Here is a 15,204-nt window from a genome sequence, read left to right as displayed (position 1 = left end):
TCACCCGTGTTCTCCCCGGTAGGTGGCTGGATCGGTGATCTGCAGACGCAGCTCGCTGACGTAGCCGCGGCCGGCCGCGTCGGTCACCCAGGCGTCCGCCGGGGCGGGCAGCAGCTCGCTGACCGTGAGCGTGACGTCCGGGCCGGACCTCGCGGCGGCGTCGGCCATGGCGCACAGCGACTGGGCGTACAGCGGGCCGGTCAGGTCGACGTAGCAGGGCTTGACCTCGGTGCCGAGCTTCACAAAAACCCGCTCGGGCAGGTTCAGCCGCTGCCGCCAGCGGCGCACCGCGAGGTACCGCTCGGACTCGTTGCTCAGCCCGGCCAGCCCGCTCTCGGCGACGGTGGTCCGCCAGGTGCGCCGGGCGACGACCAGCCGGTCGATGGTGATCCGCGGGGTGGTCGGGGCGGGGGCCAGCAGCTTGAAGCTGTCCAGCAGCAGGGCGCCGAGCAGGTAGGCGAAGATCTCGACCAGCGGCCACCGGGCCCCGTCGGGCAGCACCGCGGTCAGCCGGCCGTCGACGTCCTCCACGCGTACGGCGGTGGCCGCGACGAGCTGCTCCACGTCGGCGCCCCGGGCGGTGTCGATGCCGAGCTGGCGGTCCCCCGGCTCCCGGGAGTGCCAGGTGGTGCGGGTGGTCTGCCGGGGGAAGCCCTCGGGGTAGAGCACCCGGATCCGGGCCGGCCCGAGGTCGGCGTCGAGGGCGGCGCGCAGCGCTTGCGGGTCGGGGTGGAACGGGGCGAACACGGCGCTGTCGAACGGCGTCATCGCCGGGTGTAGCTCGCCGAGGACCAGTTGGAACTCGCCCCGGTTGAGCGCGTCGACGCTTGCCGCGCCGAGCTGCACGTCCGGGCTGTGCACGCGGGCGCTCGGCCAGCCGGGCGCGTCGGCCGGGAACAGCTCGGCGGCCCGGTCGGCCAGGTCGGCGCTGCGCAGCCGCAGCTCGGGCTGGTCGGCGGCGACGGTGGCGAGCCCGAACAGCTCCGCCCACCGGGCGGTGAACCGGGCGCCGGCGGCCGCGACCGGGCCGTCCGGGGCGAGCAGCAGCCCCTGGGACAGGAACCAGACGTCGGCCAGCCGCACGGGCCCGTCTGCGGACAGCTCGGCGTACAGGTCGGCGAGGATCCGCTCGCACCCGGCGCCGACCTCGGCGGTGAGCCAGCGGGCCGCCCGCAGCACGATGGCCAGCGGGTCGGCCAGCGCGTCGAGCACCGCCGAGCCCACCGCCAGCTCCACCCCGCGGGTGGTCTCCTCGTAGAGCACGGTGCGGCCGGTGTACATCTGTCCGCCGTGGCGGGTGGCCGGCCGGCCGGTGACGGCGGTGAACTCGGCGTTGAGCGCGGCCAGCGCGGCGCCCAGCCGGTCGGGGTCGCCGGCGGCGGCCGCCACGGCGTCCCGGGCGGCCCGGAGCCGGTCGAAGCCGGCGGCCACCTCGGCGCGCACCGTCTCCTCGCCGATCGCGGCGATCCGCTCGGCGAGCACCCGCTCCGCGCGCGGGCTGTTGGGCAGGCCGGCGTCCCACGTCAGCAGGCCCCGCTCGACCAGCCGGTCCAGCAGCAGGAACCCGTCGGCGGTGCCGCGCAGGCCGGTGTCGCCGTCGGCGCGGACCCGCTCCACCAGCTCCTGGGCGGGGGTACGGCCGTCGCAGCCGGCCAGCAGCCGGGCCTCCAGCACGGACAGCTCGACCGGCGGGTGCAGCGGCCGGCGCAGCCGGCGGCCCTCGACGGTGAGGTGGGGCGGCAGCGCCGGGGCCCACCAGCGGCGCACCGCCAGGTCGTCGGCGAGCCGGTCGGCGTACGCCATGAGCGCCCACGCCTCGAAGTGGACCTGCCGGCGGTCGACCAGGTCGGGGCCGGGTGCCAGCCGGGTCGCCGGGCTGTCCGGGTCGAACACGCCCCAGCAGACCGGCCCGAAGAAGCCGATGGTCTCGGCCTTGCCGCAGTAGCGCTGCCAGTAGCGCAGCACGGCGATCTCCCGCTTGCGGCGGGGCTTGTTGCGCGCGGCCGGGTCGGTGCGCAGCAGCCCGTCGAGGGCGACCAGCATGTCGGGGTTCTGCCAGGTGACCGCCTCGCGCAGCAGCGGGTCGGCGCAGATCTCCCCGAGCGCGGCCGACGAGCGGGCGAAGGCGGCGGTGAGCGTCTTGTCGTACACCTCGGCAGCGGTTTCGCCGGCCAGCAGGCCGTCGGCGGCGGTCGCGGCCTCCGGCGCGGCGAACCGGTCGAGGCCGGCGGCGGGGAAGCCGGCCGTGCGCAGCAGCACGTCCCGCCACACCGACCAGCCGGTGTCGCCCAGCGGCAGCAGGTGGCTCACCGGTCGGCCCGCCATTCCTCGTCGACGATGTGCAGCCGCAGCTCGCTGAAGTAGCGCCGGCCGGCGCCGTCGGGCACCCACGCCTGCCCGGGTGTCGGCAGCATCTCGCTGACGACCAGCGACACCCCGTCGCCGCCGTCGCCGCGGGCCGCCCGGACCATCGCGCAGAACATCGCCGCGTACGCGGGGCTGCTCAGGTCGACGAAGCAGGGCTTGGTCTCGGTGCCGAGCTTGACGTACACCTGCTCGGGCAGGCCCAGCTCGCGCCGCCAGCGGCGGACGGCGAGGAACCGGTCCCGCTCGACGGTGACGTCGGCCAGGCCGCACTCCCCCACCGTGGTACGCCAGGTCTGCCGCGCCACCACCAGCCGGTCCAGGGTGATCCGGGGCGTGTACGGGGCGGCGGCGACCAGCTTGAACCCGTCGACCGCGTGGGCGGCGAGCAGCCCGGAGAAGACCTCGGTCAGCGGCCACCGCTGCCCGTCCAGGGCGGTGGCCACGAGCCGGCCGTCGGAGTCGTCGACGGTGACGTCGACGGTCGGCAGGACCCGGTCCGGGTCGGCGCCCGGCGCCGGCTGGAAGGCCAGCTGAACGTCGGTCGGGCCGGTGAGCGCCTCGGCGGTGCGGCTGGTGCGCCGGGGCCAGTCGGCGGGGAACAGCAGCCGTACCCGCCGCTCGCCGAGGTCGTCGGCGAGGGCCGTACGCAGCCGCTCGACGTCGGGGTGCGACGGGGTGAACACCTGGCAGTCGAACGACGGCCAGCCGGCGTGCAGCTCGCCGAGCACGACCGTGTAGTCACCACGCGTCAGCGCGTCCACGTCGGGGGCGCAGATCTGCAGGTCCGGGCTGTGCAGGCGGCCGCCGGACCAGTCGGTGGGGCCGGTCGGGAAGGCCGCGGCGACCCGGTCGGCCAGCTCGGCGACCGGCAGCCGCACCTCGGTGGTGCCGGCGGGCAGGTCGGCCAGGCCGAACAGGCCCGCCCAGCGGGCGGCGAACTCGGCGGCGACGCCGTCGACGGGCCGCTCGCCGGTGCCCCAGAACATGCCCTGGGCGAGGAACCACAGGTCGGCCAGCGAGACCGGGCCGTCCCCGGCCTCGGCGCGCAGCTCGTCGTACAGCTCGCGGAACGCGGCGCCGTACGCCTCCTCCAGCGCGCCGGCCAGCCACCGGGCGGCCCGCAGCAGCACCGCGAGGGGGGCGGCCAGCTCGGCCAGCAGCGGGGCGCCGAAGACGATGTCGAGGTCCCGGCTGGTGTCCTCGTAGCAGAGGGTGCGGCCGGCGTACATCTGGCCCTCGCGGCGGCGGGGCGGCTGGCCGGTCAGCTCGGTGAAGGTCGCGTCGAGCCGGTCGAGCGCGGCGCGCAGCCGCTCCGGGTCGCCGGCCGCGGCGGCCACCTCGTCACGGGCGGCGCGCAGCCGGTCGAACCCGGCCCGCGCGGCCCGCCGGACGGGCTCGTCGGCGATGCCGTCGATCCGGGCGGCCAGCACGTCCTCGGCGTCGGGGCTGACCGGCAGGGCCGCGTCCCAGGTGATCAACTCCCGCTCGACCAGCCGCTCCAGCAGGGCGTACCCGTCCTCGGGCCGGCGCAGCCCGACGGCGGGGTCGGCGACCAGGTCGCGGGCGCAGCGGTGGCCGTCGGCGGCGGCGAGCAGGGCCGCCTCGACCGGGGTGAGCGTGACCGGCGGGCGGCCGGGCCGCAGCACGGAGCGGTCCCGCAGGCTCAGGTGGGGCTGGAGCATCGGCGGCCACCACTGCCGCACCGCCAGGTCGGCGCCGATGGTGTCGGCGTACGCGGACAGCGCCCACGACTCGAACCACACCCAGCGTCGCCGGGTCAGCCCGGCGCCGGTGCGCACCCGGGCGGTCTCGGCCTGGTCGGGGTCGATGGTGACCCAGCAGCTCGGCCCGAAGAAGCCGACCGTCTCGTTCTTGCCGCAGTAGCGCTGCCAGTACTTGAGCAGGGCCCGCTCGCGGTCGCGGCGGCGCACGTTGCGCGGCGCGTCGGCGCCGCCGCGGGCCAGCCCGTCGAGGGCGAGCAGGGCGTTGCGGTTCTGCCAGGTGACGGCCTCGCGCAGCAGCGGGTCGGCGGCCAGGGCGGAGAGCCGGCCGGCGGCGGCGGTCACCGCCTCGGTGAACTCCTTGTCGAACCGTTCGGCGCCCTCGCCGGTGGCGAGGAGCTCGTCGGCGGCCACCGCGGCCTGCGGGGCGCTGAGGGCGGTGAGCCCCTCGGCCGGAAACCCGGTCCCACGCAGGATGGCATCACGCCACACCGACCAACCCGTGTCGCCCAGCGGGACCCGGTGCCCGCCAGGCCCGGGCGTGTTGATCAAGAGGTTTGCGTCAGGGGAGTACGTTTCCCCGACGCAAACCTCTTGATCAACGGAAACAGGCGACCCGTCGGACGCCAGGGCGGCGGCGAGGTCGGCGCGGATCGCGGCGGCCACCTCGGGGAGCTGGTCGTGCAGGAAGAAGTGCCCGCCGTCGATCTCGTGCAGGGTGAACCCGGCGGCCGTGTGCCGCCCCCAGGCCGCGCTCTGCGCGTGGCTGACCGCCCGGTCCTGCCGGCCGCTGAACGCCACGATCGGCATCGGCAGCGGCTCGCCGGGGACGTACCGGTAGCTGTCGACCCGGCCGAAGTCGGCGCGCAGCAGCGGCAGCAGCAGCTCCACCAGCTCGGGGTGGTTCAGCACCTCGGCGGGCAACCCGCCGCCCTCGCCGAGCCGGCGCAGCAACTCGTCGTCGTCCACGGTCGACAGACCGTCGAAGAGGCTGTTGTCGTCGACGTGGGGGGCGCGGGCGCCGCCCACGTACAGCCGCAGCGGCAGCTGCTGCCCGAGCCGGCGCAGCTCGCGGACGACCTCGAACCCGACGCGCCCGCCCATCGAGTGTCCGTAGATGGCGTACGGACGGTCGGCCCGCTCGGCGATCGCGGCGGCGACGTCGGCGACGGTGAAGTTCGGGTCCTCGCCGATCCGGTTCTCCCGGCCGGGCAGCTGCACCGGCAGCACCTCGACCTCGTCGCCGAGCTCCTGCTGCCAGCGCCGGAACACGCTCGCCCCGCCCCCGGCGTACGGGAGACAGAACAACCGCACCGGCGCCTCGGGGCGCTTACCGGCGGAGACGAACCAGTTCACCGCAGACCTCTCTGATGGGGGTCGATCCAGTACCGCTGGCGCTGGAACGGGTAGGTGGGCAGCCCGGTGCGCCGGAAGCCGCCCTCGGGGTGCAGGGCCGCCCAGTCGACGTCCCGGCCGGCCACCCAGTCGGCGGCCAGGTCCCGCAGCTCGCCGGGCGGGCCGGCGATCCGCTCGCCGCCCTCCAGCAGGGCATCCAGCCCGGCGAGGGCGTCGGCGAGGTCGGCGGCGACGACGGCCGCCCGGCAGCCGAACTCCCGGCGGCCGAGCGCGAGGGTGGCGGCCACCTCGGCCAGCGCCGGTGCGGCACCCGCCAGGTGCCGGCGCAGCCGGGCCAGCGCCGCCCGCAGCGCCGCCGGCGTACGCGCCGACACCGGCAGCAGGTGGGCCGCGGCGTCCGGGGCGTCGACCGGCTCCGCCGGGGGCGGCTGCTCGACCACCACGTGCGCGTTCGTCCCGCCGAGCCCGAACGAGCTGACCCCGGCCACCCGCCGGCCGCCCTCGGGCCAGTCCCGGGCCTTCGTCGGCACGTAGAACGGGCCGGCGTCGAGGTCGATCTCCGGGTGCGGCCGGGTGAAGTGCAGGTTGGGCGGGATGACGCCGTGCTGCACGGCGAGCACCGCCTTGATCAGCCCGGCGATGCCGGCGGCGGCGTCGAGGTGGCCGATGTTGGTCTTCACCGACCCCAGCGCGCAGGACTCGGCGGGCGCCGCGCCCTCGTACACCTCGTGCAGGGCCGCGACCTCCAGGGCGTCGCCCAGCGGAGTGCCGCTGCCGTGCGCCTCGATGAACCGGACCTCGCCGGGGTCCACCTCGGCGGCGGCGAGCGCGCCGGCCACGGCGGCGGCCTGCCCGGCCGGGCCGGGCACCGCGAAGCCGGCCCGGTCCGCGCCGTCGTTGGTGACCGCCCAGCCGGGCAGGATCGCGTAGATCCGGTCCCCGTCGGCCTGCGCGTCGGCGAGCCGGCGCAGCGCCACCACCCCGACGCCGGAGCCGAAGCCGGAGCCGTTGGCGGCCTCGTCGAACGCGCGGCACCGCCCGTCCGGGGAGGCCATCCCGCCCGGGGTGTGCCGGTACCGGGGCCAGGTCACGTTGACCCCGCCGGCCAGGGCGATGTCGCACTGGTAGTCGGCCAGGCTCTGCGCGGCGACGCAGACGGCGGCCAGGGAGCTGGAGCAGGCGCTCTGCACGGACATGGCCGGGCCGGTGAGCCCGAGCCGGTACGCGACCTGGCCGGGCAGGTGGTCGGTGGCCTGCCGGCCGACCAGCCGGGCCTCCCAGTCGTCCGGGTCGACGTCGCCGACCACGGCGGGATTGTCCATGAGGTGGAACAGGAAGTACCGGTTGGCGGAGGCCGCCGCGTAGACGCCGACCAGCCCGGGGAACCGGGACGGGTCGTGCCCGGCGTCCTCCAGTGCCTCCCACGCGGTCTCCAGGAACAGCCGGTGCTGCGGGTCGGTGCGGGCGGCCTCCTGCTCGCCGAAGGCGAAGAACTCGGCGTCGAAGCCGGCCACGTCGTCGAGCCGGCCGGCGGCCCGCACGTGCCGGGGGTCGGCGAGCAGCCGGGGGCCGATGCCCAGGGCAACCAGTTCGTCGTGGGTGTGGTCGTGGATCGCGTCCACACCGGCCAGCAGGTTCCACCAGAACGTGGCCACGTCCGGCGCGTCGGGGAAGCGGCCGGCGAGGCCGACCACGGCGATCTCGTCGCCGGTGTACTCGCGGGCGGCGGTGGCGGGGGCGGTCGGGGCCGGCCCGACCGGGGCGCGCTGGGCCACCGGCGGGGCGTCGACCAGGCGGGCCTGCGCGGCGACCGTGGGGTTCTCGAACAGCCGCACCATCGGCAGCCGCACGCCGAACCGGTCGGCGAGCCGCTGCTGCACCACGCCGAGCAGCAGCGACTGCCCGCCGACGTCGAAGAAGCTGGCCGTGCGGGCGACCGCCGGACGGCCCAGCACCGCGCACCAGATGTCGTGCACGGCCCGCTCGGTCGCGGTGGCCGGCTCCTCCCCCGGCGGCACCTCGGGGGCCGGGTCGGGCAACGCCCGCTCGTCGACCTTGCCGGTGACGGTGAGCGGGAACTCGTCGACCACCACGACGGCCCGGGGCAGGGCGTACTCCGGCAGCCGCCGGGCGAGGGCGGCGCGCAGGGCCGCCGGGTCGAGCGCCCCGCCGGCCGGCCGGGCGTACGCGAGCAGCTCGCCGTCGCGGGCGATGGCGCGTACGGCCCCGACGCCGGGCTGCGCGGCGAGGACGGCCTCGATCTCGGTCAGCTCGACGCGGAACCCGCGCACCTTGACCTGGCGGTCCAGCCGGCCGAGGCAGACCAGCTCGCCGCCGGGCAGCCGCGCGCCGAGGTCGCCGGTCCGGTACGACCAGACCCCGTCGGCCTCCCGGCTGAACCGGTCGTCGGCGCGGTCGAGGTAGCCGGGCGCGACGTGCCGGCCGCGAACCACGATCTCGCCGGTGTCGCCGGCGAGGTCCACCTCGTACCCGGGCAGCGCGGTGCCGATCGGCAGCGGGCCGGTGGCGGCGGGGTCGGCGTCGGCCAGCGGCACCGCGTACCGGGCGGCGAACGTCATCTCGGTGGCGCCGTATCCGTTGACCAGCACGCAGTCGGGGGCGAACCGGCCGCGGCCCCGCGCGGCGTCGGCGAACGTGGCCTGCTCGCCGCCGAGCAGCACCGCCCGGACGGTGTCCAGTCGCGACTCGCCGAGGGCGTCGAGCAGGAACCGGTAGACGGTCGGGGTGGAGTGGTAGACGGTGACCCGGTGCCGGACGAGCAGGTCGAGGGCGTGGGCGAGCCCGTGCCGGCGCAGGTCGACCGGGATGGCGGCGGCGCCGGTGAGCAGGGCCGGGTACAGGTCGGGGATGGCCGCGTCGAAACTGAACGAGGCGAGCAGGCTGAGCCGGTCGTCCGGGCCGATGGACAGGGCGGCGATCTGGTTGTCGACGACGTGCGCGAGGTTGCGGTGGGTCTGCCCGACCGCCTTCGGCACGCCCGTCGAGCCGGAGGTGAACAGCACGTACGCCAGCGCGTCCGGGTCCACCGGGACGGGGCGCAGCGGCGCCGGTGGCACCTGGTCGAGCACGACGACGTCGGCGCCGGGGCGGTCGACGGTCAACCGGTCCGCCAGCTCGCGGTGTTCCGGGGCGGCCAGCACGGTCCGCGCGTCGGCGGCGGCGACCATGTGGCGCAGCCGGTCGACCGGGAACCCGGGGTCCAGCGGCACGTACGCGCAGCCGGCGGCGAGGGTGCCGAGGATCGCCGCGACCGTGGGCGCGCCGTGCGGCGTCAGCAGGGCGACCCGGTCCCCGGGGCGGACGCCGGCGGCGGCGAGCAGGGCGGCGTGTCCCCCGGCGGCGGAGGCGAGTTCCGCGTAGCCGACCGCGGGGCCCGCGCCGAGCAGGGCCGGTCGGTGCGGAATCGTGGCCGCCAGGTCGGCGAATCGATGGATGATCGTGTGCGTCGCCATGTCAGGGGAGGGGATACGCCACACCGCCGGCCGGCACCCGACATCCGTCTAACGTGTTCACGATCCCCCCCAGGACTTCACAATGGATGAAGCATAGGGCTGGATCCCTGGCTGGGAAGATCGTCGATCGGAGGTCGGGCCGAAGAGCCGAACGACCCCTCCGACGTCGGACGGCGAAAATCGTCCGATCATCCCCCTAGCGCCTAGAGGAGTTTCAACCTAGGGCGCTACCGTCAAGTAAGTTTTCCGGCGAAAGTGCCCAGCGGCCGGGGTTTTTCCTATGTAGCCGATGTTGAACGGCAGCTCAGGAAGCACTCTGCCCGGCGGGCGCGTCAGCCATCGTACGGTGGCGGGTCCGCCCCGCCAGCGCCGGTCCCACCGCGCGGCACCCGGGCCACCAGCTGCCGGAACTCCTGCACGGTGACCGCCTCGCGCAGCGTCGCGAACACCGCCTCCGTCCCGGCCCGGGCGGTCGCCGCGTCGACCCCCGCCCGCGCCCCGACCCGGGCCAGGAAGTCGTCGTCGGCGGCGCCGGCCGGGCCGGCGGGCTCCGCCGGGTCGACCAGGTAGCCGCCGACCCGCTCGGGCAGCGGCCGGCTGTCCTCTCCCGACGGGTCGCCGTCGACCCGCTCGGCCATCGTCCGCAGCACCGCCCCGGTCACCGCGGCGGCCTGGGCCACGGTGACGCCGGCCCGCCGGGACACCGCGTCGACGAAGCGGGGAAACAGCACCAGTCCTCCCGTCCTCACACCGGCCCGGCGCTTACCCGACCCCGGCACCGGCAAACGGCCGGCTCGCCGGAGCGGTGCCGGCTGGACGCGGCGCCTTGCCGCGGGCCCGGCCGAGCCGCCGGCCGACGGCGGATAGCGTGGGCGCATGGCGAACCCGACCCGCTGGGCCACCGACACCGGCCCGGAGCACTCGCAGTGGTACATCGACCGGTTCCGGCGGCTGGCGGCCGAGGGCGCCGACCTGGCCGGCGAGGCCCGGCTGCTGGACGCGCTGGTCGCCCCGGGCTCGCGGATCCTCGACGCGGGCTGCGGCACCGGGCGGGTCGGCGCCGTCCTCGCCGCCCGTGGTCACACGGTCGTGGGGGTGGACGCCGACCCGGCGCTGGTCGAGGCGGCCCGCGCCGACCACCCGGGCGCACGCTGGCTGGTCGGCGACCTGGCCGAGCTGGACCTCGCGGCGGCCGGCGAGCCCGAGCCGTTCGACGCGGCCGTGGTGGCCGGCAACGTGATGGCGTTCGTCGCACCCGGCACGGAACGGCAGGTGCTCCGTCGCGTCGCCGCCCACCTGCGCCCGGACGGCGTGGTGGCGGTCGGGTTCGGCACCGATCGGGGCTACCCGCTCACCGACTTCGACGCCGACGCGGTGGCCGCCGGGCTACGTCTGGAACACCGCTTCGCCACCTGGGACCTGCGCCCCTGGCGGGACGACGCCGACTTCGCCGTCACCGTCCTGCGCCGCCCGGCCGCCGACTGAGCTGGACCGGGCGCGCCCGCCGCGCCGCTGAGGCCGAATCTGGCCTGGCACCTGCGAGACAGTCTGTCCACGCAGGCGATCAGGTCGCTCACGCCGGGGCGGCGACCGCGCGGGCTGCCGCCGGATCGAGTGGGCTGCCGGCAGGCACCAGACCCACCAGGCTGGCCGGCAGCCGCAGGGGGCGCACGTCCCGGTAGCCGAGCATGCCGAGCACATCGGCGTCGGCCAGGACGTACCGCCGGCCGAGGTCGGTGACCACGGAGAGCGCGCCGCCGGACGCCCCGGGCGCGGCGGACGACTCGACGACCGCGCCGTGCCCCGGCTCGACGACGACATGGTCGGCGAGGGTGCCGCCGCGCACGGTCGCCCCCGCCGTCCGGGGACTGCCGGACAGGTCGGGCACGGCGGCGCCGAGCCGGACCTCGCGCACCCCGCCGTCGTCGCCGACCCGGGCGCAGAGCGCCCCGTCGTCCGGAGCGGCCAGTCGGGGCGGGCCGGGCGGCGGGGCGGCCGGCCCGGTGGGCGCCAGGTCGGGCAGCTTGGGCAGGACGGCGAACCGGCCGAGGGTCATCCCCACCGGCTCGCCCTGGCCGGTGCGGGCGAGCAGCAGGCCGGCCTGCAACTCGGTGATGCCGGCGAGACCCCCGGCCAGGGCGACCGCGTACTGCCGGCCGCCACCGGAGTTGCGCACGAGGAAGACCTCGCCGATCACCGCGCCGGACACCCGCGCCGCGGGGCGCCCGAGGTCGGGCAGGTCCAGCGGGGCGAGGTCGGCGCCGGCCGGAAAGCTGTCGACCAGGGCCGACGCGGCCGGCACCGCGCGCTGCCGGGTCGCCGCCAGCGCCGCGAGCACCCGGCCCGGGTCGCGCAGCAGGTGGCGTCGACCGTGCCAGACCAGGTGCAGGCTGCCGTCGGGGTGCCGCAGCAGGAACCCGTCGTCGCCCGGGTCGCGTCCGCCGGTCGCGGCCACCCCGATCAGCAGCGCCGACCGGGGTACTGATCGCCCGCCCTCGCCCGTGACGACGGAGCAGACCGTCCACGGCGCGGTCGACAGGCGGCCCCGGTCCGGCAGCGAGTCCGGCGCGTCGGCGATGCCCAGCGGCAGCCCGCGCGGCACCCCCTCGATCGAGCGGCGGGAGACCAGCACGGTCCGCGGCTGCTCGGCGCCGATGATCAGCAGCGCGGAGGCGTAGTTGAGCACCGGGTGCAGCGCGCCCTCCCGGTAGACGAACCGGGCTCCGGACTCCCTCTCCACGATCACCGCGCCGGGATCGCGCCACTTGGTGCCGCCGCCGGCGAACAGCCCGTACAGGGCGAAGCCGCCGAGGGCGATCGCGGCGACCAGCACGCTGGCCAGCCCCGCGCCGGCGAGCCGGCGGAACGGCGACCGGGCCGGGTCGGTCTCCCGCATCACCAGGGCGGCGACGGCCCGCTGGACGGTGAACTGGTACGAGTGCAACTGGTCCTGCCGCGACGGCATGCGGTCCCCTCCGACGGATCGGTCGGGGCACAGGATAGGCGGTCCGTCGATCCCCCGAAGACCCTCCGTCACCACCCCCAGCCCACCCCACCCCCGCCCCGGTGATCATGGGTGGGACGGGGGCGGCGCGCGGCCGGGATGCCCCGGACCGCAGCGGGATGCGTACCGGGTGCGCGGTGTTCCGGCGTCCGGGCCGGCGCGGGCGGTAACATCCGCACGGACCCGGCCCGAAGTGAGGATCCCGTGGGCGTGCGATTCGAGGAACTGGCCTGGCGGGAGACCCCGATCGGGGAGATCAGCCTGCGCCGGCGGCACGACCCCGCGCTGGACCGCGAGGTGTACGAGGTCAAGCTCGACGACGAGTTCCTGATGTCCAGCCTCTTCCCGGTCGCGGAGATCGAGCTGGCCCGGCTGGGGCTGGCGCCGCTGGGCGGCGAGGCCCTCGACGTGGTGGTCGGCGGCCTCGGCCTCGGGTACACCGCCCGCACCGCGCTGGAGGACCCCCGGGTGCGGTCCCTGCTGGTGGTGGAGGCGATCGAGGACGTCATCGACTGGCACCGGCGGGGCCTGCTGCCGTTCGCGGACGGGCTGGCCGCCGACCCGCGCACCCGCTTCGTCCGGGCGGACTTCTTCGCGGCGGTCCAGGACGGGACGGGCCTCGACCCGGACGAGCCGGGACGGCGCTTCCACGCGGTCCTGCTGGACGTGGACCACTCCCCCCGGCACCTGCTGCACCCCGGCCACGCGCCGTTCTACACCGCCGAGGGCCTGCGCCGGCTCGCCGACCACCTGCACCCGGACGGCGTCTTCGCGCTGTGGTCCAACGACCCGCCGGACACCGAGTTCCAGCGGGTGCTGACCGGGGTGTTCCCGACGTCGCTGGCCCACGTCGTCCGGTTCCCCAACCCGCTGCAGCGGCGCGAGTGCGCCAACACGGTCTACGTCGCCCGCCGATGAGGAAGGGCCCCTCCTCTGTGAGAGGAGGGGCCCACCCCAAGGGACGGTGGGCGCTACGCGTCGGCCAGCGCGGGGACCGGCAGGTCGTCGGCGGGGCGCGGCGCCGGCGTCGAGCGGTTGGGCAGCGACAGCCGGATGACCTTCCACCACGCGGAGGCGACCTGCCTGGGCAGGGAACCGGTGACGTACGTCAGCCCGTACCTGGCGAACAGCGCCCGTACCTCCGGCGCGATCTCCTGGTACCGGTTGCTCGGCAGGTCGGGGAAGAGGTGGTGCTCGATCTGGAACGACAGGTTCCCGGTCATGATGTGCAGGAGCCGGGGGCCGCTGATGTTGGCCGAGCCGAGCATCTGCCGCAGGTACCACTCGCCCCGGGTCTCCCCCTCGATGGACGTCTTCTCGAAGGTCTCCACGCCCTCCGGGAAGTGCCCGCACATGATCACCGAGTGGCTCCACAGGTTGCGGATCAGGTTGGCGGTGAACGTCGCCGCGAGGGTGCTGAGGAACGACGGGCCGGACAGCAGCGGGTGCACGACGTAGTCCTTGAGCACCTGCTTACGGATCTTGCGGCCGACCGCCCGTACCCGGGCCCGGAACTCGGGGCGCTTGTGCCGGCCGTCGCGCAGGTTCTCGCCCAGTTCCAGGTCGTACGCGGCGATGCCGTACTCGAAGAAGCAGGCGTTGATGAGGTTCCACAGCGGCTGCCCCAGGTGCACGGGGTGCCACGGCTGGTCCTCGTCGACGCGCATGATGCCGTACCCGAGGTCGTTGTCCTTGCCGAGCACGTTGGTGTACCGGTGGTGCAGCTCGTTGTGCGAGCGCTTCCACTGCTCGGGCGGGGAGACGTGGTCCCAGTCCCAGGTGGTCGAGTGGATCTTCGGGTCGCGCATCCAGTCCCACTGGCCGTGCAGGACGTTGTGGCCGATCTCCATGTTCTCCAGGATCTTGGCCACCGCGAGGCCGGCGGTGCCGACCACCCAGGCCGGCGGGAAGAGCGAGAACAGCAGCACCGCCCGGCTGCCCAGCTCCAGCTTGCGCTGGGTGGAGATGACCCGGCGGATGTACCTCGCGTCGCGCTCGCCCCGGCTGGCGATCACCCGTTCGCGGATGGCGTCCAGCTCCCGGCCCAGGTTCTCGATGTCCTCGGCGGTGAGGTGGGCGATCGGGTTGACGCGCTTCTTCTGCATCGCGGTCACGCGCGGTTCTCCTGTCAGAGGTCGATGTCGCAGGTACCGGCCGCCGCCGACACGCAGGTCTGGACGAGCACGCCGTCGCCGGGTACGGCGGTGGTGATCTCCCCGTTGCGCAGGTCCCGGACCGCGCCCTGGCGCAGCGGCACCACGCAGCCGAAGCAGATGCCCATCCGGCACCCGGACGGCATGAGCACCCCGGCGTCCTCGCCCGCGTCGAGCAGGGCCGTGCCGCCGTCGGCCTGGACGGTCACCCCGGCCCGGGTGAACGTGACGGCGCCGCCCGCGCCGGGCGAGATCACCGTCGGCCGGAACCGCTCGGTGTGCAGCCGGTCGGCCACCCCGTGGGCGGCCCAGTGCCGCTCGGCCGCGTCCAGCAGGCCACCGGGCCCGCACGCCCAGGTCTGCCGCTCCAGATGGTCGGGCACCAGGCCGGCCAGCTCGGCCACGCCCAGCCGGCCGTCGGCCTCGGTGTGCCGCGCCACCAGGCGGATCGCGCCGCGCGCGGCCAGCCCGCGCAGCTCCTCGGCGAAGATCACGTCGTCGGGGGTCGGCGCGGAGTGCACCAGCACGACGTCCGCCGCGGCGAGCGCGCCGGAGCGCAGCATCCCCATGACCGGGGTGATCCCGCTGCCGGCGGTGACGAACAGGACCCGCTCCGGGACCGCGGCGGGCAGGACGAAGTCCCCCTCGGCCTGGTCGAGCTGCACGAGGGTGCCCGGCCGGATCCGGCGGACCAGGTGGTTGCTGACCCGGCCGTCCGGGATCGCCTTCACGGTGACCGTGATCAGCCCGTCGGCGCGGCCGGGGGCCGAGGTGAGCGAGTACGTCCGCCACTGCCGCACCCCGTCGACGTCGACACCCAGGCGGGCGTACTGCCCGGGGGTGTGCCCGCGCCAGCCGCGGCCCGGCCGGATGGCCACGGTGGCCGCGTCCCGCGTCTCCGGGCGGACGTCGACGATCCGCCCGCGGAGGGTGGCCCCGGCGCGCAGCGGCGCGACCATGTCGAGGTAGTCCCCGGGCAGCACCGGCGTGGTGACCGTCTCGGCGAGCCGGAGCAGCCTGTCCCGGAAGGTGATTTTGCCGGGCGGGCGCGGGACGGTGGTGGTCATAACACCAGCTTGGCGGCGCGATCGCATAACATCTTGACCGGCAAAGGTGAATAAGCCGCAGGT

9 protein-coding genes are annotated in these 15,204 nt (G+C 75.9%); 2 read left to right on the top strand and 7 right to left on the bottom strand.

Annotation, left to right across the window (positions count from 1 at the left end):
• The 4 genes from ABGB16_RS15985 to ABGB16_RS15970 form a co-directional block, all read right to left on the bottom strand.
• Positions 1–2,325, bottom strand: a complete 2,325-nt coding sequence (locus ABGB16_RS15985; RefSeq protein ID WP_347668841.1) for a lantibiotic dehydratase — start codon at positions 2,323–2,325, stop codon at positions 1–3.
• Positions 2,307–5,444, bottom strand: coding sequence for a thioesterase domain-containing protein (locus ABGB16_RS15980; protein ID WP_347668840.1), 3,138 nt, complete (start codon positions 5,442–5,444; stop codon positions 2,307–2,309). The genes ABGB16_RS15985 and ABGB16_RS15980 overlap by 19 nt, the downstream gene beginning before the upstream one ends.
• Positions 5,441–8,917 carry an AMP-binding protein gene (locus tag ABGB16_RS15975; RefSeq protein ID WP_347668839.1) on the bottom strand — a complete coding sequence of 1,159 codons (3,477 nt, stop codon included), beginning with the start codon at positions 8,915–8,917 and terminating at the stop codon, positions 5,441–5,443. Before ABGB16_RS15975 ends, ABGB16_RS15980 begins: the two co-directional genes overlap by 4 nt.
• 332 nt (positions 8,918–9,249) lie before the next feature.
• Positions 9,250–9,648: a DUF2267 domain-containing protein gene (locus tag ABGB16_RS15970; RefSeq protein ID WP_347668838.1), complete on the bottom strand. Its 399-nt coding sequence runs from the start codon at positions 9,646–9,648 to the stop codon at positions 9,250–9,252.
• Between the two features lie 145 nt (positions 9,649–9,793).
• Between ABGB16_RS15970 and ABGB16_RS15965 the strand changes: the two genes are divergently transcribed.
• Positions 9,794–10,402 (top strand): class I SAM-dependent methyltransferase, encoded by a 609-nt coding sequence (locus ABGB16_RS15965; protein WP_347668837.1) that lies wholly within the window; start codon positions 9,794–9,796, stop codon positions 10,400–10,402.
• 88 nt (positions 10,403–10,490) lie between these two features.
• Here ABGB16_RS15965 and eccB read toward each other — a convergent pair whose 3' ends face one another.
• The gene (eccB, locus tag ABGB16_RS15960; protein ID WP_347668836.1) at positions 10,491–11,882 is read right to left on the bottom strand and encodes a type VII secretion protein EccB; all 1,392 of its coding nucleotides are present in this window, start codon (positions 11,880–11,882) and stop codon (positions 10,491–10,493) included.
• Positions 11,883–12,131: 249 nt separating this feature from the next.
• On the opposite strand from eccB, the gene ABGB16_RS15955 reads away from it, so the two are divergent.
• On the top strand, positions 12,132–12,839 hold the full coding sequence (locus tag ABGB16_RS15955) for a spermidine synthase (protein WP_347668835.1): 708 nt from the start codon (positions 12,132–12,134) through the stop codon (positions 12,837–12,839).
• A gap of 53 nt (positions 12,840–12,892) precedes the next feature.
• Here the strand turns inward: ABGB16_RS15955 and ABGB16_RS15950 are convergent, their stop codons facing one another.
• Positions 12,893–14,035 carry an acyl-CoA desaturase gene (locus ABGB16_RS15950; protein WP_347668834.1) on the bottom strand — a complete coding sequence of 381 codons (1,143 nt, stop codon included), beginning with the start codon at positions 14,033–14,035 and terminating at the stop codon, positions 12,893–12,895.
• 14 nt (positions 14,036–14,049) lie between these two features.
• The gene (locus tag ABGB16_RS15945; protein WP_347668833.1) at positions 14,050–15,141 is read right to left on the bottom strand and encodes a ferredoxin reductase; all 1,092 of its coding nucleotides are present in this window, start codon (positions 15,139–15,141) and stop codon (positions 14,050–14,052) included.
• Positions 15,142–15,204: the final 63 nt, after the last annotated feature.

This window comes from Micromonospora sp. B11E3 (assembly GCF_039871625.1).
Lineage (GTDB): Bacteria > Actinomycetota > Actinomycetes > Mycobacteriales > Micromonosporaceae > Micromonospora.
This window is presented reverse-complemented; position numbering and strand designations above follow the sequence as displayed.

Bases quoted from the DNA above. Each gene is read 5' to 3' on its own strand.
- ABGB16_RS15985 (WP_347668841.1), bottom strand. From the start codon at position 2,325: ATGGCGGGCCGACCGGTGAGCCACCTGCTGCCGCTGGGCGACACCGGC.
- ABGB16_RS15975 (WP_347668839.1), bottom strand. From the start codon at position 8,917: ATGGCGACGCACACGATCATCCATCGATTCGCCGACCTGGCGGCCACG.
- ABGB16_RS15965 (WP_347668837.1), top strand. From the start codon at position 9,794: ATGGCGAACCCGACCCGCTGGGCCACCGACACCGGCCCGGAGCACTCG.
- eccB (WP_347668836.1), bottom strand. From the start codon at position 11,882: ATGCCGTCGCGGCAGGACCAGTTGCACTCGTACCAGTTCACCGTCCAG.
- ABGB16_RS15945 (WP_347668833.1), bottom strand. From the start codon at position 15,141: ATGACCACCACCGTCCCGCGCCCGCCCGGCAAAATCACCTTCCGGGAC.